Origin of the sequence: Herbidospora mongoliensis (assembly GCF_001570545.1) — a bacterium.
In the GTDB taxonomy this organism is placed as follows: Bacteria; Actinomycetota; Actinomycetes; order Streptosporangiales; family Streptosporangiaceae; genus Herbidospora; species Herbidospora mongoliensis.
The window spans coordinates 40,908-58,624 of sequence record NZ_BBXD01000016.1; the positions used below are offsets into that span (position 1 = coordinate 40,908).

Annotated in this window: 16 protein-coding genes, 1 tRNA gene and 1 pseudogene; 10 read left to right on the plus strand and 8 right to left on the minus strand. The window is 65.2% G+C overall.

Annotation, left to right across the window (positions count from 1 at the left end):
• Nucleotides 1-85 precede the first annotated feature (85 nt).
• Nucleotides 86-679: a copper chaperone PCu(A)C domain-containing protein gene (locus AW272_RS22930; RefSeq protein ID WP_066368786.1), complete on the minus strand. Its 594-nt coding sequence runs from the start codon at nt 677-679 to the stop codon at nt 86-88.
• 265 nt (nt 680-944) lie between these two features.
• Here AW272_RS22930 and AW272_RS22935 point away from each other — a divergent pair, with 265 nt between their 5' ends.
• The 4 genes from AW272_RS22935 to AW272_RS22950 all read left to right on the plus strand — a co-directional run bounded on the left by AW272_RS22935 (nt 945) and on the right by AW272_RS22950 (nt 3,130).
• On the plus strand, nt 945-1,427 hold the full coding sequence (locus AW272_RS22935; RefSeq protein ID WP_066368788.1) for a CarD family transcriptional regulator: 483 nt from the start codon (nt 945-947) through the stop codon (nt 1,425-1,427).
• 17 nt (nt 1,428-1,444) lie between these two features.
• Nucleotides 1,445-1,903 (plus strand): 2-C-methyl-D-erythritol 2,4-cyclodiphosphate synthase, encoded by a 459-nt coding sequence (gene ispF / locus AW272_RS22940; RefSeq protein WP_066368793.1) that lies wholly within the window; start codon nt 1,445-1,447, stop codon nt 1,901-1,903.
• 555 nt (nt 1,904-2,458) lie between these two features.
• Complete coding sequence (locus AW272_RS22945; RefSeq protein ID WP_066368795.1) at nt 2,459-2,773, plus strand: GlsB/YeaQ/YmgE family stress response membrane protein; 315 nt, start codon at nt 2,459-2,461, stop codon at nt 2,771-2,773.
• An 87-nt stretch (nt 2,774-2,860) separates the two neighbouring features.
• Nucleotides 2,861-3,130, plus strand: coding sequence for a GlsB/YeaQ/YmgE family stress response membrane protein (locus AW272_RS22950; protein WP_066368797.1), 270 nt, complete (start codon nt 2,861-2,863; stop codon nt 3,128-3,130).
• 398 nt (nt 3,131-3,528) lie between these two features.
• Here the strand turns inward: AW272_RS22950 and AW272_RS22955 are convergent, their stop codons facing one another.
• Nucleotides 3,529-4,479, minus strand: coding sequence for a DUF2637 domain-containing protein (locus AW272_RS22955; RefSeq protein WP_066368798.1), 951 nt, complete (start codon nt 4,477-4,479; stop codon nt 3,529-3,531).
• 72 nt (nt 4,480-4,551) lie between these two features.
• Between AW272_RS22955 and AW272_RS22960 the strand changes: the two genes are divergently transcribed.
• The 5 genes and pseudogenes from AW272_RS22960 to AW272_RS46070 all read left to right on the plus strand — a co-directional run.
• Nucleotides 4,552-4,947, plus strand: coding sequence for a PPOX class F420-dependent oxidoreductase (locus AW272_RS22960; protein ID WP_066368801.1), 396 nt, complete (start codon nt 4,552-4,554; stop codon nt 4,945-4,947).
• A 57-nt stretch (nt 4,948-5,004) separates the two neighbouring features.
• Complete coding sequence (cysS, locus tag AW272_RS22965; RefSeq protein ID WP_066368803.1) at nt 5,005-6,399, plus strand: cysteine--tRNA ligase; 1,395 nt, start codon at nt 5,005-5,007, stop codon at nt 6,397-6,399.
• 37 nt (nt 6,400-6,436) lie between these two features.
• Complete coding sequence (rlmB, locus tag AW272_RS22970; RefSeq protein ID WP_066368805.1) at nt 6,437-7,390, plus strand: 23S rRNA (guanosine(2251)-2'-O)-methyltransferase RlmB; 954 nt, start codon at nt 6,437-6,439, stop codon at nt 7,388-7,390.
• Nucleotides 7,391-7,417: 27 nt separating this feature from the next.
• Nucleotides 7,418-7,490 (plus strand) — tRNA-Thr (locus tag AW272_RS22975).
• 468 nt (nt 7,491-7,958) lie between these two features.
• Nucleotides 7,959-8,753 (plus strand): annotated as a pseudogene (locus AW272_RS46070) (MFS transporter); the annotation flags it as partial.
• Here AW272_RS46070 and AW272_RS43465 read toward each other — a convergent pair.
• The 4 genes from AW272_RS43465 to AW272_RS43470 form a co-directional block, all read right to left on the minus strand.
• Entirely contained in the window at nt 8,639-9,184 is a 546-nt protein-coding gene (locus AW272_RS43465; RefSeq protein WP_066368806.1) for a hypothetical protein, read from the minus strand. The pseudogene AW272_RS46070 and the gene AW272_RS43465 overlap by 115 nt on opposite strands.
• A 4-nt stretch (nt 9,185-9,188) precedes the next feature.
• Nucleotides 9,189-11,189, minus strand: a complete 2,001-nt coding sequence (locus tag AW272_RS22985) for a tetratricopeptide repeat protein (protein ID WP_066368807.1) — start codon at nt 11,187-11,189, stop codon at nt 9,189-9,191.
• Complete coding sequence (locus AW272_RS40925; RefSeq protein ID WP_169807604.1) at nt 11,186-12,124, minus strand: SIR2 family NAD-dependent protein deacylase; 939 nt, start codon at nt 12,122-12,124, stop codon at nt 11,186-11,188. The genes AW272_RS22985 and AW272_RS40925 overlap by 4 nt, the downstream gene beginning before the upstream one ends.
• A gap of 121 nt (nt 12,125-12,245) precedes the next feature.
• Nucleotides 12,246-12,410: an FxSxx-COOH-like cyclophane-containing RiPP peptide gene (locus AW272_RS43470; protein ID WP_169807605.1), complete on the minus strand. Its 165-nt coding sequence runs from the start codon at nt 12,408-12,410 to the stop codon at nt 12,246-12,248.
• Nucleotides 12,411-12,625: 215 nt separating this feature from the next.
• Between AW272_RS43470 and fxsT the strand changes: the two genes are divergently transcribed.
• A complete protein-coding gene (gene fxsT, locus AW272_RS22995; RefSeq protein WP_066368812.1) occupies nt 12,626-15,154 on the plus strand; it encodes an FxSxx-COOH system tetratricopeptide repeat protein in 2,529 nt (842 codons plus the stop codon).
• On the opposite strand, the gene AW272_RS23000 is transcribed toward fxsT, so the two are convergent.
• Both AW272_RS23000 and AW272_RS23005 read right to left on the minus strand, forming a co-directional pair.
• Nucleotides 15,145-16,380, minus strand: coding sequence for an HEXXH motif domain-containing protein (locus tag AW272_RS23000; RefSeq protein ID WP_066368814.1), 1,236 nt, complete (start codon nt 16,378-16,380; stop codon nt 15,145-15,147). The two genes, fxsT and AW272_RS23000, sit on opposite strands and share 10 nt — an antisense overlap.
• Nucleotides 16,377-17,579, minus strand: coding sequence for an FxsB family cyclophane-forming radical SAM/SPASM peptide maturase (locus AW272_RS23005; protein WP_245657685.1), 1,203 nt, complete (start codon nt 17,577-17,579; stop codon nt 16,377-16,379). Before AW272_RS23005 ends, AW272_RS23000 begins: the two co-directional genes overlap by 4 nt.
• Nucleotides 17,580-17,717 lie beyond the last annotated feature (138 nt).

Below are 17,717 nucleotides of genomic sequence, written 5' to 3' on the forward strand. Positions count from 1 at the left end.
GCCCGTGCGGTCCTTTCCCGGGCGCTCGTCTCACGAACGCGAAAAGTGACCGGCCGCTGGAAGCAGCCGGTCACCGGAGGAAGTGTCAGTGGCCGGTCGACTCGCCGGCGGGGGACGCGGCGGCCGTCGGGCTCGGGGCGGGGATCGCGCCCGGGACCGGGGGCAGGGTCGCGTATTCGCGGTTGCGGGTGATGACCGGGACGACCATCGTGACCTGGCCGGCGTTCTGGAAGTTCAGCGTCAGCGGGATGCTCTCGCCGCCGCGCAGCGCGCTCTTCACGCCCTGGATCTGGATCTGCGGGTTGGAACCGGTCCCGGTGTGGACGAGCGTGCCCACGGGCAGCGGGACGCTGCCGCCCTGCGCGGTCGTGGCCGCGTTGGGGTCGGGCGTGATGCCCAGCAGGGCGTCGGGGGCGGTGGCGTCGTTGGTGATCGACAGGTAGAGGGGGACGTTGCCGCCGGCCGGGATCTGGCCGCCGGGGTCGGGCCCGAGCATGTAAGCCTGGCTCACCTTGATGCCGTTGACGCCGTAGGCCCCGTCGCGGATCAGCACTCCGGCCTCGGTCGGGGCGTAGGGCTTGTTGGTGTTCGCGTCGGTCCCGGCGCCGCACGCGGACAGCGCGGGGGCGGCGGCCAGAAACGCGGCGATGGCGATCACCCTGCGGCTGCTCGTGGTCACGGTCGAGAGTCTCCTTGTAACGCGCGCGATCGTATGCGGGGATCACCATATCGGCGAGGTATGGCCGTCCGATAACCGCCCTGTTATTGGACGGAGGAACGCTTGAGACGCAGGTCATCCCGCCTGTTGGACAGTCCGATTCACACAGTCGAGCTCTTGTCAAGTCCCAAAATGAGGCTTTGACCTGCAGTTATGGTGATTTCACTGTTCCGGGAGACTGTTGACGCGTGGTACCCTGGAGTACAGCGGAAGGGGTACTTGTCACATGACTTTCCAGGTCGGCGACACGGTCGTCTACCCCCATCACGGGGCTGCTCGGATCGAAGCCATCACCACTCGGACGATAAAGGGTGTGGATAAGACCTACCTGGTGCTGAAGGTCGACAAGGGCGACCTCACCGTCCAGGTGCCTGCGGAGAACGCGGAGCTCGTCGGCGTGCGCGATGTGGTCGGTCAGGAGGGCCTTGAGAAGGTCTTCGACGTCCTGCGCATGCCTCACACGGAAGAGCCCACCAACTGGTCCCGTCGTTACAAGGCGAACCTCGAGAAGCTCGCGTCGGGTGACGTCAACAAGGTGGCCGAAGTGGTTCGGGACCTCTGGCGTCGCGACCGTGAGCGTGGACTCTCCGCTGGTGAGAAGCGAATGCTCGCTAAGGCTCGGCAGATTCTGGTCAGCGAACTCGCCCTGGCTGAGAAGACCAACGAGGACAAAGCGGAAGCCCTGCTCGACGAGGTGCTGAACTCCTGAGCGCGAAACTTCCTAGGGTGGGCGTCGGTGTCGATGTCCACCCTTTCGCTTCTGGGCGTGACCTTCACCTGGCGGGCCTGCACTGGCCGGGTGAGACCGGCTTGGCGGGTCACTCCGACGGCGATGCGGCGGCTCACGCGTGCTGCGACGCCCTGCTGTCTGCGGCGGGGTTAGGGGATCTGGGGAAGGTCTTCGGGACCTCCGATCCGCGGTGGTCGGGGGCGTCCGGGGTGACGTTGCTGACCGAGACGGCGCGGTTGGTGCGCGAGGCCGGGTTCGAGATCGGCAACATAGCCGTCCAGATCATCGGAAACCGGCCCAAGCTGTCGCCACGGCGCGCCGAAGCGGAGAAAACGCTGGGTGCGGCGGTGGGAGCTGATGTGAGCGTCAGCGCGACGACCACCGACGGGCTGGGGCTGACGGGTCGCGGCGAGGGAATCGCGGCGATCGCGAACGCATTGATCGTGGCGCGGTAGCGCTGACGGCTCGGTTCGGCGAAGGCGCTCGGGGGTCTGAGAAGCGCGGCGATCGCAAACGCACTGATCGCTGATCGTGGCGCCCGCTTGAGAAGGCGTGTCACCCCGTCCGGCGCAGGGCGCCGGAAATTTCGTGATTTGGCTCTGCTGGCCTGTGGGGCGTTACGGCTCTTGGGTGAGCGGCCGAGGAGCGCCGGGCGATCGGCCGGCTCCTGGTGCGGTGGGCGGTGTGAGGGTAGGCGGAGCCGTAACGGAGCCTGCATTTCCACAACCGCCACGGATGTCAGATGAGTATCGCCGCGGGGTTGCCTTTCAACTTCGGCATTTGTCGCGGGAGCCCGCTGGTGAGGCGTGTTGCCGGTGTGGTGGTTGAGGGTTGGCGGAGATAACGCTTTGGCCCGTTCCAAATTGGATGGCAACCGGTGCCCGGGATGTGGCGTCTCATATGCGGTTGGGGCGGCGATTCCGTAACCAGGCGCGGTGCGTGGATCGCCGTCCCTTTTTGGGTACTTCATCCCCTAGAGGTGCAGATGTCACCTCGTCGGGGGGAATGTCATGATCGCTTCGATCCTTGGCGCCATCATCATCGGTGTGGTGATTGGGGCGCTGGCGCGTCTCATTCTGCCGGGGCGGCAGAACATCAGCATCGGGATGACGATCCTGGTCGGGATCGTCGCCGCGCTGATCGGTTCACTCATCGCGGCGCTGTTCGGATTCGCCAACACCCGGGGCTTCGACTGGTGGGAGCACATCCTCCAGCTGGTGCTGGCCGTGATCGGCGTCGGCTTCGTGGCCGGCCGGGGGATCGCCGCAGGCCGGGGTCGTGGGCACGGAGGGGCCACGGGGAGGCCTGGGCACAGCGGGATCTGAAAAATTCCGGCCTAAGGCATATTTTGCCGGTGGAGGGTATTCGACCGCTTGAGCGTGAAGATGTCACCCTCAAGGGGAGGTCGAATAATGACCATCGCGAGCATTCTCGGCGCCATCGTCATTGGCGCTGTCATCGGTGTGCTGGGCCGACTGCTTCTGCCCGGCCGTCAGCCGATCGGTTGGATCCTGACCATCGTCGTCGGCATCGTCGCCGCCCTCATCGGTACGGCCATCGCGCAGTCGGTGGGCGTCGCGACAACGGACGGCATCGACTGGATCGAACTGCTGCTGCAGGTCGTCCTGGCGGTCATCGGAGTCGGCGCCGTCGCCGCGCTGCGAGGCCGAACCCGGGTCTGACCGGTTGACAGAGGTTGATGCCCGACGGCCACCAGGCCGCCGGGCACCGGCCTTTTCCGGCACCGCCACGACATCTGCGAACCCGCACTACTGAGACGTAGGCCCGCTCGGCTCCCATTCCGGAGCCGCGGCGGGCCTTTCCGCTTCGTGGACGGAGTCCTGGGCGATCGAGGGCTTCCTGTCGCCAAGGCGGAGATTTGTGCGCCCTGACGGCCTTGCAGGTGTTCCTGGACGGGGCCGAGGATGATCGAGGGCTGAGATCCGGGCGCCAAGGCGGAGGCCTGTGCGGCCCTGACGGCCTTGCAGGCGGCCGGACTCATGGTCGCGGTTGGGTGAGGGTGGTCCTCCGCCATCTATGGCGTATCGGGCATTTCACCGCGTTCCCGGAGGGCTCCCTCTCAGGAGTCGCTGGGCGGGGTCGGGGTGCTGCGCAGGTGGCCTGAGGGGGGTGCGGAGACCTCTTCCTCGTAGGGCTCGCGCCAGGCGGCCTCGAACTCCTCCGGGTCGGCCGCTTCCGGGCCGTGTTCCGGGTCGGGGTCGGCTGGGAGGCTGCGCATCGGCTGGGTGTCCACCTCCGACTCGTCGCGGCGGCTCAGCTTCTCGGCGGCCTGGGCGGCGACTTCCCCGTACTTCTTGTCGGTCTCGTCGTCGGGCTCGGGGAGCGGGTGGACGAGGACGTCGCCGACATTGGGCCTGATCAGGTCGCCCCAGCGGGCGGGGCGCGGCGGCGGGGCGGGGTCGAGCGGGGGCGCCAGCTCGGGCGGGGCGACGGTCTCGGTCACAGGGCTCACGGGCGTCGGCGGAGTGTAGTCGGGCGGCGCGGTCACGTGGGCGCTGCGGGTGAAGGGGACCACGTCGTCGTCGGGGTCGTCGTCGAAGTCGGAGTTCTTGGTCTGGGCGTACCGAATGATCAGTAGTAACAGCCACAGGCCGACGACCAGCATGACCCAGGGCACCAGGGCCACCACGACGGCGGCGGGGCGGACCGGGATGATCGCGCCCGAGGCCCGCGCGACGTCGGCCGTCGCGGCTCCGATCAGCAGCAGGATCAGGATCAGGGCGGCCTGTAAGCGGATCAGCAGAGGTCCCGAGCGCACCAGCGGCACGGCGAGCAGGGCCACCACCAGCAGGGCGTCGAAACCGGCCGGATAGAGGTAGGCGAACTCGGGATCAGCCGCCCCGACGAGCGCGAGCGCCCGCAGGTCGTCGAAGGAGAGTACGCAGGCGGCCCCGGCGAGCACCGCCAGCGCGAGCCCCGCGAGGCCCACGGCCAGGCGGCTCAGCAGGCGGGAACCGGAGGAAGACGGACGGGAGGCGGGGCCTGCCGTCGCGGGGGGAATCGCGTCCATGGCGTGTCGAGCCTAGCGACTCGGGTGGCCCCGGCCGTTTTATGACACGTACGAAATGGCATGATCGCTCCTATGGGAGAGCAGACCTTGCCTGACGGTGCACGTTCCTTGTTCGACGGAGCGAATTTCGCCACTGTCTCCAGCGTCAACCTCGACGGCAGCCCGCAGGCCTCGGTGGTGTGGGTGCGGACGGATGGGGACGACATTCTCTTCTCCACCGTCAAGGGCCGTCGCAAACACCGCAACATGGAGCGCGATCCGCGCGTCTCGATCCTGGTCGTGGACCCCGCCGATCCCTACGTGTATGCCGAGGTCCGGGGCCCGGTGAGCCTTTTCGACGACCCGCACGGCGACCTGATCCAGGAGCTTTCGCACAAATACACCGGCAAACCGTTCGTCGAGGGCAGCCCCGACAACGAGCGTGTCATCGTGCGGATCGCGCCCGAGAAGGTGTATCTCCGAGGCTGATGCTCACGGTTTCTTAACTCGGCCTGTGCTGGCCGGGAAGGCGTTAGCCTTGCCTTTGTGAGCCTGAGACTCTATGACACCAGCACCCGAACGGTCCGTGAATTCGCCCCGGTTGAGCCCGGCCGGGTCACGATGTACCTGTGTGGTGCGACCGTCCAGGCTCCGCCCCACATCGGCCACATCCGGTCGGGTGTCAACTTCGACGTGCTGCGCCGCTGGCTGCTCCATTCCGGCTACGACGTCACGTTCTGCCGCAATGTGACCGACCTCGACGACAAGATCATCCGGGTCGCGGCCAACGAGGGCGTGCCGTGGTTCGTCGTCGCCGAGCGCAACCAGCGGGCCTTCACCTGGGCGTATGACCAGCTCGGCTGCCTTCCGCCCACGGTCGAGCCCCGGGCGATGGGCCACGTGCCCGAGATGATCGAGCTGATGCAGCGCCTGATCGACAAGGGCCACGCCTACGCCTCGGCCGGCGACGTCTACTTCGACGTGGTCTCCTACGCCGACCGCTACGGCAAGCTGTCGAACCAGAAGCTCGAGAACATGCGGGCCGCCGGTGACACCGACACCGACTCCCTCAAGCGTGACCCGCGCGACTTCGCGCTGTGGAAGGGCGCCAAGGAGGGCGAGCCGACCTGGCCGACGCCGTGGGGCCGCGGGCGTCCCGGCTGGCACCTCGAGTGCTCGGCGATGGCGACCAAATATCTCGGCGGCACCTTCGACATCCACGGTGGCGGCGTCGACCTGATCTTCCCCCACCACGAGAACGAGATCGCCCAGTCGCAGGCCGCAGGCGACGGGTTCGCCCGGTTCTGGCTGCACAACGGCATGCTCCAGCTCGGCGGCACCAAGATGAGCAAGTCCCTGGGCAACTCGCTGTTGATCCCCGAGATGCTGACCAAGGTGCGCCCCGTCGAGTTGCGCTACTACCTGGTCGCGGCCCACTACGGCTCGGCGATCGACTACTCCGAAGAGGCGCTGCAGGAGTCGGCCGCCGGCTATCGGCGGCTGGAGGGCTTCGTCTCTCGGGCCGCCGAGGTCATCCACGACGTCGACGCCACGGCCCCGCTGCCGCAGGCCTTCGTCGACGCGCTCAACGACGACCTGAACGTGTCGCAGGCGCTGGCCGTCATCCACGAAGTGGTCCGCGAGGGCAACGTCGCCCTGTCCCAGGGCAACAAGGAAGCGGTGGCGCGCCTGCTCGCCGAGACCCAGACCATGCTCGGGGTCCTCGGGCTCGACCCCCGGTCCCCGCAGTGGCGGTCTTCGGGTGAGTCGGGGCTGCACGAAGTGGTCGACGCCCTGGTCGCCGTTGCTCTAGAGCAGCGTCAGGCCGCCCGTGCTCGGAAGGACTATGCCGCTGCCGACGCGATCCGCGAGCAGCTGGCCGCCGCTGGGGTTGTCGTGGAAGACACACCCCAGGGGCCTCGGTGGGAACTGGCTCGCTGATCCGGCCTGCCGGATTTGACGGATAGGCTTGAGAGTTATGGCAGAGGGACGTAAAAGGCAAGGCGCTACTCGGGGAACCGGTGGCAAGGTTCGGAGTTCTCTCCAGGGCAGGGGGCCGACGCCCAAGGCCGAGGACCGACACTGGTACAAGGACAAGGCCCGAGCCGAGCGGATCTCCCGCGAGGAGCGCGGCGGTTCTTCCTCCGGCCCTCGGCGTGCTCCGGCGCGGGGGGGTCGCAAGAGCGAGGACGCTCCCGAGTACATCGGCGGGCGCAACCCCGTCGTGGAGGCGCTGCGCGCCGGAGTGCCGGCTTCGGCGCTTTACGTGGCCTCGCGGATCGAGAACGACGACCGGGTCCGGGAGTCGATCAAGATCGCCGCGGGCAAGGGGATCGCGCTGCTGGAGGTCGACCGGGGGAAGCTCGACCGGCTGACGGACGGCGGCGTGCACCAGGGTGTGGCGCTGCAGATCCCGGCTTACGAGTATGCGCATCCGCTCGATCTTGTGCATGACGCTCGGGATGCCGCTGAGGTGCCGCTGATCGTGGCGCTCGACAGCGTGACCGACCCTCGGAACCTGGGTGCCATCGCGCGGTCGGCGGCTGCCTTCGGGGCTCATGGGCTGCTGCTGCCTGGGCGACGGTCCGCGGGGGTGACCGCCGGGGCCTGGAAGACGTCCGCTGGGGCGCTCGCTACGCTTCCGGTTGCTCGCGGGACGAACCTCACGCAGGCTCTGCAGCTCTATCGGGACGAGGGGATCTTCATCGTGGGGCTCGATGGGGAGTCTCAGGTGGACATCGGGGATATGACATTGGCTACCGAGCCGATCGTCGTTGTCGTGGGGTCTGAGGGGAAGGGGCTTTCTCGGCTGGTTCGGGAGGCCTGTGACCAGGTGGTTCGGATTCCTATGGGGGCTGCGGCGGAGTCGCTCAACGCTGGGGTGGCGGCTGGGATCGCTCTGTACGAGGTGAGTCGCCTGCGGCGGGGGTAGGTGTGTACTAGACTAGGCACCGCCTAGGCCGCCTTAGCTCAATTGGCAGAGCATCTGTCTTGTAAACAGAAGGTTTGGGGTTCGATTCCCCAAGGCGGCTCTCGAGTAATCGTGATGCCCGGCTGAGAGCCGGGCATCACGATTTTGCGGGCATATTCGGTCCTGCAGTATGCGGTCAGCCTAATGAAGCGGCTGATTTATCGTGGCGAGGCATGGCCATTCGAACCCGGATTGTTTGATGAAACCGTGTTCAATAAGCGGATCACTCGCTAAGGTTTGTACTCTCCCGCTTGTCGGCCTCTATTCGGGTTAGCCGTGTGCTGCGGGTGGCGCGCAGGCCCCATGACTAAGGTCATCATTGTGGTGATGTCGTTCGTAACAGGGTCTCATCTGTGCCACCCGGAGACCAGGGCTGATCGGGAACTTCAACACTCCTCCCGGCCCATTGAAAGACACGCCAATGAACCTCCCTATTGCCGGGCCACCTGGTGGGCGGGTTTCTATGCTCACAGTTCCGGGTGAGCCTACTGGTGGCGCCGACCCGGCGACCCTAGAGGTGGTTCGCGGGATGAACGCAACGGCGACCATCGCCACCGACGTCCAGGCAAAGAGCCTTTGGCGGTTCTGGGTGTCATCGGTGTCGTCGAATATTGCGTTTCGTACTCTTGGTGTGGTTTATCCGCTTCTGGCGGTTCACTCTCTTGATGGTTCCGCAGCCACGGCCTTCTGGGTCGGCCTCGCGTGGACGGCGCCTGGCGTCGTCTTCTATCTCCTCGCCGGCGCCGTGATCGATCGCTTCGGGCCGAAGGAGGTGATGATTCGGACCGAGTTGATCCGGCTGATCACTGTCCTCGGCGTGTTCTTCGCCTGTCTGCTCGGCCAGTTGACTTTGCCTCATCTGCTGATCGCCGCCTGTGTCGAGGGTCTGATGTGGGCCGCCTATTCGTTGTCAGAGACGGCTCTCCTTGCACTTCTGGCGAGGGGCAAAGGAAAGGCTGACGGCAGGTCGGAGACTCCTTACGCCATCAGCGAGTTGAGTGTTCACGGAGCCTCGCTGGTCGGTCGTCCTGTCGGCAGTTCCTTGCTGACATGCGCCGCCTTCCTGCCGTTTCTGCTCAACGCGGGGCTCTTTCTCCTGTCGCTGATGATGATTCGGTCGCTGAAGGCCGACCGGCCGGTCGCGGTCTCCAATCGCCAGCTGTTTCGGGAGGCGATCAGCGGGTTCGCCGTCGTGCGGAGCTCGCCGCTCTATTCGGCCATCACGGTCTCGAACGCCTTCGTCAACCTGAGCGTGCAGGCGATGATCATGATCATCGTGGTGAGTTCGGCCGGTCTGTCGGGATCGATCGTGGGATTGATCCTGGCGGGGAGCGGTATCGGTGGCGTTGCCGGTGCGATGGTCGCCACCTGGATCTCGCCACACCGCCACAGTTGGCTGATACAGCTGTGGATGTGGTCGCTGGCGGTCCTTTTGGCGGCTTGGTTCGACAGTCTGGCGACTCTGTGGTTCGCCCTGTTCATCAGCGGCTTGTCTGGCAGCCTCAGCAATGTCGCGTTGAAGACCTTCGAGGGCACCTTCGTCCCCGACGATGCCCGCGGCCGCGCGGCCAGCGCGTCGCGGCTGGCCGGTCGAGTCACCGCATGTCTGGCCGCTGTGCTCGGCACAGGTTTGGTGGCCGGGTTCAGCCGTTCGGTCGCGGTGTGGACGTTGGCCGTCGGCATGCTCGTGCTGACCGGGGCGATGACCATTCTCATGGTGGCCTTCAAGCTGCGGAAACGGAAGCGGCGGGACATCCGCCTACCGATCTGGGCCGAGGATCTCCCACGCCAGGCGCAGCAGATGGGCCGGCAGCGGGGGTGGTGGCGCCGCCATGGCCTGACGGACCAGGTCGGCCGCGGGTGCCCGCCTTCCGCGCCCCCAGAGGATGAGAGCCTTGTACATAAGGACCGTTGCCTCATCGGGTCCGGCGGTGACCGCTTCCGCGATCGCGAGGTCCGCTTCTTCGGAACGGCCAAGGCGCTCCAGAGCGAGCGCGCGGGCGGCATAGGCGCTGGGGTGCTGCGACACTCCCAGCATGTCGAGATCCCGGAGACCATCCTCGGGCCGGTTCAGATCGACGAATACCTGACCACGGGCCCGCAGCGCCTCGGGGAGGTTGCCCTGCCGGAGCAGGAGGCCGTCGAGGAGATCCTTGGCGGCGGCGGGGTCGCCTGCGTACCAGAACGCCCAGCAGAGTTGCGTCATGACGCTCGGGTCGTCGCCACCCACCCGCGTGAGCGCTGAGGTGAGCTCTGATATCGCGAGATCGGGTCTTCCCTCGTAGAGGCGCATCTTGCCCAGCGCGGCCAGCAGTCGCCCGACCGCCTCGTTCGTCTCGCCGGTCTGGGTGAACAGTTCGGCGGCCCGCTCGTAGTGAGCGTAGGCGTCTCCGAAGTCGTTCTCCGTATAGGCCACGTTCCCAAGGAACGACTCGATCTCGCCGAGGAGTTGAAGATCGCTGGTGAATCCGGCAGCCCTTCGAGCCTCCTCGTGGGCCATGGTGAAATTTCCCTCGATCAGCGCGCGGTGTGCCCGCAACAGGTGAGTCTCAGGTGACTCCTCCGTCGACTCGGTTGGCGCCGTGTCCTCAGTGACCAGCCAGTCGACGAGCCGATCGTGCGAGAGCACGCACCAATGCTCACCCATGGCCCATTCCGTGCGCAGGATGTTGTGGTTGATCAGGCTGCGCACCAGCGTGTTCGGCACCCCGGCGGTTTGCGTCTGGCCCTGGTATACGTGACGCCGATTTCCGGAGCCGTCGATGAAATTGGCCGCCAGCCAACGTTTCAGTGCGGACGCGCCACCCGCGTAGGAGTGATCGACGGCGACCTGGGCGATCGCGCTGTCCCCAAAGTCGGTAAGGGAGCCGTCGATGTGCGCGAACCGGCGTACGTGGTCGGAGGTGATCGCCACGCTGTCTTTCGGCAGAGAACGCCAGAGGGTTTCGCAGGCCACCTGGAGCCGGAATGGTTCGACGAAATCACGGTCGATGGTTCTGCCGTCGACCTCGGCTCGGCACAGGTCGTCCACCAGCGCGTCGGAGACCCCCGCGACGAAGGACCGGGTCGACAGGACGAGCGGCCCTTCGACGGCCTGAATGGCTTCGGGGCGGTAGAGCGGGGTCAGGTCGAAGTGCACCTTGTCGATTCCGGCCAGCTTGAACTCGTGGAACAGCAGGTCGTTCAGCCGGTCTTCTCGAATCGACATCAGCAGGTGGAGATTGGGGTCGACCTTGAGGGCGTCGACAAGTTGGGAGATGAACCACTCCCGGTAGGGGCGGCGATGCCCTGACTCGATGAACAACTCTTCCATCTGGTCGATGGCCACCAGCACGGACACCGGGTCACCGTAGGGATCGAACCGGGGTTGTCTTCGTTCGAAGAAACTTCGTAAGGTCAGCCCGGCCAGCCGGATCGGTGATTCCTGCGGTGCCCACGACGACAAAAGCGCGAAGACGTGGGGATTGTGCTCCGGCAGCGCGGGAGTCGGAAAGGTGGAGCTGAAGGAGACCCGTCCGATGGGCAGTACGTCGGTGTTGTACGTCCGAATGAGGGGGAGCACCCCCGCCTGGATGAGGGATGTCTTCCCGAGGCCCGAGGCGGAATAGAGAATCGTCAGTCGATTGGCCTGCCACAGGTTACCCAGATCATGTGCCTCCCGCTCACGTCCGAAGAACTTGTCGCTCTCGTCGCGGCGAAATGCGCGGAGTCCCACATAGGGTTCCTTGGCCGAGGCGGACACCACGGCGCCGACGCTCATGAGGCCACCCCCATGCGGACGCCGAGCTCGGTGAAGAATTCTTCGGCGGTGCCCCAGAAAATCGTGATGTTCTGCCGCTCGTAGTACATTTTCAGACCATTCTTAACCTCGTTGACATCGGTGTCGGTGTCGGCGACCTTGGGAGCCAGTTGGACGCTGATGTGACGCCTGCGGTTGATCATCGGAATGGCTCTGGAAAGCGCGCTGTAGAAGAACCGGAAATTCCAGTCCTGCATGCTATAGCCGATGAACAGAAGTGACCTTCTGGTCAGCGCGAACTGCACCACCGGGGGCAGCATACGGGTGATCGAATTGATCCGTTCCTCCATCAGGTTGACCATGAAGTCGACATAGTCGTCTTCGGTCACGAGAATGGATGAAGGTTCTCTGAGGGTGCCGTGCAGGTGATAGACCAGTGGTTTGTCCGGCCCTGGGTTGAACCCGCCTCGCCGCTCGAAGAGGCGGCTCTCGTAGGTGATGTCAGGGTTCCACGGGCAGGTTATCTGATTGGGTTCCTTCTTGTTCTCACGTAACGATCGGCAAATGAGGTCGTCATAGTTGGTGGTCAGGTAGACAGAGATGGGGAGTTTCGCGAGAAAGGCGTGAGGTTCCGGACTGGAGGTCGCCGATGGCCCCTTGTTGAGGTGCTCGCATATCTCCTGTTTGATGAAGACCGGGTCGCTGAGCTTTATGGCGCCGTACTGCGCCACTCTGGTCAGGTTCTTCCGGTCTTCGAACGGATATCCCCACTTGCCAGCCATCTCATTGCTCAACTCTCCACCGTTGGGCAGGCTCGACCCGTTGGCGCCGGCGCCGATGAATGGTGTGCAGTCGCCATTCTTCAATTGAGTGATCAGCCTGCCCCAGGCCGTTTCGTCCATACCGTTCAATGGCAACACCGCCCAAGGTTCAGGGGCGTTGCCCCGTGACGTCATCGTCGACGTCCTTCTATGACAACTTTGCGAAGCCCGGGTGTCTGGCGTCTGTGCACCATGGCACGGCGTCACCAGTGTGACAAGTCGCCCGTTTCCGGCTGTGCGGTCTATTGGGTTTCGGTCAGATGGAGGCGTCGAAAGCCGAGGTGGCTTCCGTGGGATTCCGGCTGAGGATCGCCTCCATGGCCCTCTGCAGCTGCGGCTTGCCGATGGCGCCGATCTCGTCCATTCGAAGGCCTGTCGTGTCGATGAGGCCGACCTGGCGATCATCTGTCTGATTGATCATCTTGGCTCCCGATCTCTGGCCCTGTGTTTCGCCTGGTGCCCGGATTGGTGGCGGTCCTTAACCAGATTTACTTCAAAACCGAATTAGAGAGGCTCTTAACCGCCCTTCAGTTCCTCTCTAGAATTCTCCGGTGAAGGGCTCTTTCAATCAACCGGCCCGCTCTTAAGATGACTACTGGAGCAAAAACCTGACCGACCGAAAATGGGAGGCCGCGAATGCCGGAGCAGTCCGATGCGGCGCATGCGATGTCCAGGCGTAAGCCGGATGTCTGGTTCAATGTTCCTCAGCGCAATCCTAATTTCACCGGTCGCGACGATTTGCTGCAGGAATTACGGAAGAGCATGAACGCGGTCACCGCCGTCCTGCCACAGGCGCAGACCGTCCACGGATATGGCGGTGTCGGCAAGACCCATTTGGCGATCGAGTACGCCTGGCGCTTCGCCTCCCATTACGACCTGGTGGCCTGGATATCGGCTGACCAGGGACGGTTGGTCCCGGCGGCCATGGCCGGGCTCGCCAAGGATCTCGGGTTGCTGCCGTCGGTGGCGACTGGCATCCCCGCGACCGCCCGCGCGGTCAAGGAGGCGCTGGAGAGCGGGGAGCCCTACAAGCGCTGGTTGATCATCTATGACAACGCCGAGGAGCCGGAAGAGGTCCGGAACCACCTCCCCCGGGGGCCTGGCCACGTGCTGATCACATCCAGGAATCCTCAATGGGGCGATTTCGAGAAGACGATTCGAGTGGACGTGTTCCAGCGCTCCGAGAGCGTGCGGTTCCTGGAGCGAAGGCTCGTGCGGCCCGCGAAGAAGGAGGTGGCGGATCAGTTGGCCACCAAGCTTGGCGACCTTCCGCTCGCCCTTGAGCAGGCAGGTGCCTACCAGGCACAGACCGGGACGACGGTCGAAGAGTACATAGAGCTTTTCGACGAGCAGACGACGAGCCTGCTCAGTGCAAACAGGGCACCTGGTTATCCGCAGTCGATGACGGCGGTGTGGAAGCTCTCGGTGCGCGGTCTCAGGGCCAAACTGCCCGAGGCGATGGAGGTGCTGCACTGTTGCGCCTTCTTCGGCCCGGAGCCGATCCCTCGATCGGTGTTCCGGCGTGGGGCCGGCGAGTACGCCCCCAAATTGCGCGCCATCCTCTCGAACCCGATCATCCGCGACAAGATCTTCCGCGAACTGGGCCGGTTCGCGCTGACCCGTCTCGACACCACAGCGGGAACCCTGCAGGTGCACCGGCTCGTCCAAGCCCTGCTCAAGGACGAATTGTCGGAGCAGGACAGGGAACGTTATCGCTCGGAAGTGCACCTTCTGCTGGCCGGAGCGGCACCGCCCGATCCGGACGACGCAACGAAATGGGATGACTACGCGGCCTTGTTCGCGCACGTGCACCCTTCGGGTCTCGAGAAGTCCCTGCATCCACGCGTGCGGGAGTTCGCGATCCTCATGGTTCGCTACCTGCATCGCTCCGGTAACTACGACGACGCGCGGGTTCTGCTGGAGGAACTGATCGCCGAGTGGACGAACGGCCTGGGAGAAGACCACCCGGACGTGCTCGCCGCTCACCGGCACCGCGGCAACATCCTGCGGGCTCTCGGGCGCTACCAGGATGCCTTCACGAGCAACGAGCGGGCGATCGAACTCATGCGGGCGAATCTGCCCGAAGACGACCCCGAACTGCTTCTGACCAGTCTTCTCCGCGGCGCAGACCTTCGATCACTTGGCGATTTTCAAGGCGCGCTCTCCCTCGACCTGGGTTTGGAGGAGGCATTCACCCGGACATTCGGGGAAGGGCACATCCACACCCTGCGCCTGGCCAACAGCACGGCCTTGGACCACGCCCTCACGAGTGACTATGACAAGGCTCGTGCGATGCATTTGGACACGCACGTGCGACTGGAGAGCATGACTCCGGTGCACCGGGCGTTCCTCCTGATCACGTGGAACAACCTGGCCAGAGTGGTCCGCCTCCACGGAGACTACGCGGAAGCCTGTGATCTCGGTGAGGAGGCGCTCGCCTACGGGATGAGGGAGTTCACGACCGATCACCCCCTGACGCTGGCGGCAGCCCGGGATCTCTCCGTCGCACGGCGACGCCTGGGCCTGCTCCCGGAGGCGATGGAACTCGCCCAGGCCAATCTCCAGCAGTTCCAGCAACTCCTGGGCGACAACCACCCCGAGACCCTCGCCGCGAGGATCAACGTGGCCAACACCCTCCGCACGGTCGGAGATCTCGACGGCGCGTTCGAGATGATCTCCGACGTCCTGGCCCGATACCCGCTCGCCTACGGAGCAGATCATCCGTTCACACTGGCCTGTGGGATCAACCTGTCGATCGTGCAGCGACTACGTGGTGAGCCTTCCACGGCGCGCGACTACAACAAGAACCTGCTGGCCGCCCTCACCCGCAAACTCGGCACCGACCACGACTACACGCTCACCTGCGCGCACAACCTGGCCGGCGACTACGCCGCGCTCGGAGACGCGGATCAGGCCGTCGCGCTGGGTCAGGAGTCCTACGAGCGCCTCAAGCGGCTTTTCGGTGAACGTCACTACATGACGCTCTGCTGCGGCGCCAATCTGGCTCTCGACCTCAGGGCGGCGGGTCAGGAAAAGGAGGCCAGCCGGCTCTCCGAGCAGGTGCTGAGTCTGTACGGCGATGCGGCAGGCCTGGGACATCCGGACGCCGCGGCCGCAGCCGCGGGGAGACGCATCGACTTCGACTTCGACCCGCCTCAGATCTGATTCCTCCAGTCGGCCAGGGTCGCCCGGATCGTCTCCACGAACCGGCGGCCCTGATCCGTCAAGCCCTCACCGGCGAGCAGATCGGCGGCCGCCCGGTCCACGTCATGGGAGTGCCGTTCGTATTCGGTCCGAGCACGGGCCCGGCCGTCGGCAGGCCCATGCTGCGACTGCTCGCGCCAGAAGGCGCTGACGCCGAAGAACGCGTACACCCCCTGGAGAAGGGCGTGGGCCGGCCGTTCGTCCGTTCGCCAGGGAGCGCGATAGAACACGCCTGGCTCCGGCCGGGCCAGGTCGACGACCTCCTGCAGAGCGTTCAGTTTGGCGTGCTGAAGTTCATGGGTAAGACTGCACGCCGCGTCGAGGGGGTCAGCGTGACTGGACATCGCGATGGCGCCGAACAACTGGACGTTGGTGGCGCTGGCAAGCCCTCCGCTACCGGGCGGAATCGGCACGATCGCCGAGATCGCCTCACCGAACTCCGCCGCGACGGTCGGATGGGTCGTCCGCAGGATTCGCCAGCCTTCGGTCAGTTCGGCCTTCCACCGGCGTCGTTGCGCATCGGTGAGCCGGTCGAGGACTGGCCGTCCGGAGGGCCAGCGACAGGGGTCGAGATCGTCGAGGATCAGGTCGGGGCCGCCCGGAAGCGAGAGCCGGGACAGCGCGCGCCACCGGCCGGAATCGATTGCCGAGACCTGGACCGGCCGCTCTTCTGGAGGAAGCCAGAGCAGGCAGCCCTCCGCGGTGGGCTCCACTCTGATCGTCGTGTTTCCTTCGGGCAGGCCGTCGAGCAGCACGCAGCCGACGGAAGGCAGCATCAGCAAGTCAGGCGGCAGGTGGAGCTCTGCCTGGCAGGGCAGACCGGCATCGACGGCCGCGGCCAGGGCCAGCGCCGCAAGCAGCCCAGGATCGAGATCGGCCCGCTTTCCGCCGCGACGCAGTGTCTCGTACGTGCGCATCAGCCGGTGACCTGTGGCGGGATGACCGATGACGCGTTCGACACTCGCGGGGGCCGACCTGTCCAGGGAGGCGAGCCGGGCGTACGCGGCGGCCGCCAGCCCGGCGTTCGGGTGACCGGAGTCCTCGGATTCTCGTACGACCGCGAGCAGGAGCAGATGGTGCTTGCTGAGTTCGGCCGCCCGTAACGAGCCGACGACGGCGGCGCCCGCCTCACCACGCGCCAGGGCGGTGATCGCGGTGTCGGGAATGTGGTGGAGGGCGAGGTTCACCGGGAACTCCTGATCTTCGCGACGTCCTTGGCGAGCCGCCCGTGGATATGCGAGATCAGGCGGTAGAGGTCGGGACAGTAGACGGAGGGGTTGCCGAACCCCGTCTCCTCCCGGAAGCGGTGCGCGTGGAGCCCACCGCCGCAGATCCGGTGGATGTCACAGCTCTTGCACACGTCGGGGAGACCGAAAAGGGTGCGCTGCCGGGCAAGGACCGCCGGGTGGGTCATCACGGCGTCGAAGGAGTCCCGCATGACATGCATTCCGGTCGCTCCTGCCCCCTCGTACGCGGATTTCAGGATGTCCGAATGCTCGATGACACCATTGGTTTCGACGACGACCATTCGGGTGGGAGACAGACCGATCGCTTCGACGCGGGAGGCGCTGCCCATCAGCAGGCGGATGATCTCGACGAAGAACCGGACGTCGGTTTCCGCCCGGGGCGAGTCGTACCAGTGGTCGAATATGCGGATGAGCCATTCGGCATAGGGGGTTTCCGCCGATTGTGGGTCCCGAAATGGCGGCGGAGCCGTCCAGTTGCCATGCGGCAGCAAGAAGTCGATGACGGGCGGGTCGAATTCGCTCAGGGCCTGGTAAACGCCGATCGGGTCGTTCCGGATGTCGACCGTACACAATATGCCGTTGAACAAATGGTGGTATCGACCCGTTGTCAGCCGGTGGAGCGCTTCGCTCACCTGGGCATAGCTGCCCTTCCCGTTGGCGAACAGGCGGTGCCGGTCGTTCGCCGCCTCGTATCCGTCGAGGCTCACACCGATCCGCACGCCCAGGCTGTCGAAGAGGTGGAGAAACGCCTCATCGAGCATGACGGCGTTGGTCTGCACCACCACATGCACCTGGGTGCCCACGTCGACCGCGCGTCTGATGCTTGTGACGGCATAAGAGATGATCTCCGCGCCGGCCAGGAGAGGTTCTCCTCCGTGGAGGATGACTTCGATCTCGCCGAGATCATGTGTACGGATGTGCTCGCCGATGCGGCGTGCGATGTCGTCGATGACCCGAGGCGACATCGACCTCGGCTGGGACCGCCAGGACTGGTCGGCCATCTCGTACATGTAGCAATATCTGCAGCTGAGCTGGCATCTGCTGTGGATCTTGAGGATGAATTGCTGGAAGGGTGTGGGCTGTGGCGCATCACCTCGCTTCGCTTCGGCAGGTCCGTTCAGCGCGCGATCTTCTGACACGTGCGCCCACCCAATCACGATCGTGATATGTCGTGCGATGCACCTCCTATCAGGCCTGAATTGAGAGCTGGAGTCAAGGAGAATTGCGGGGGTGCGGCCTCTGTCGCGCACAGTGGAAGCGTTAGTGGGACCCGTCTG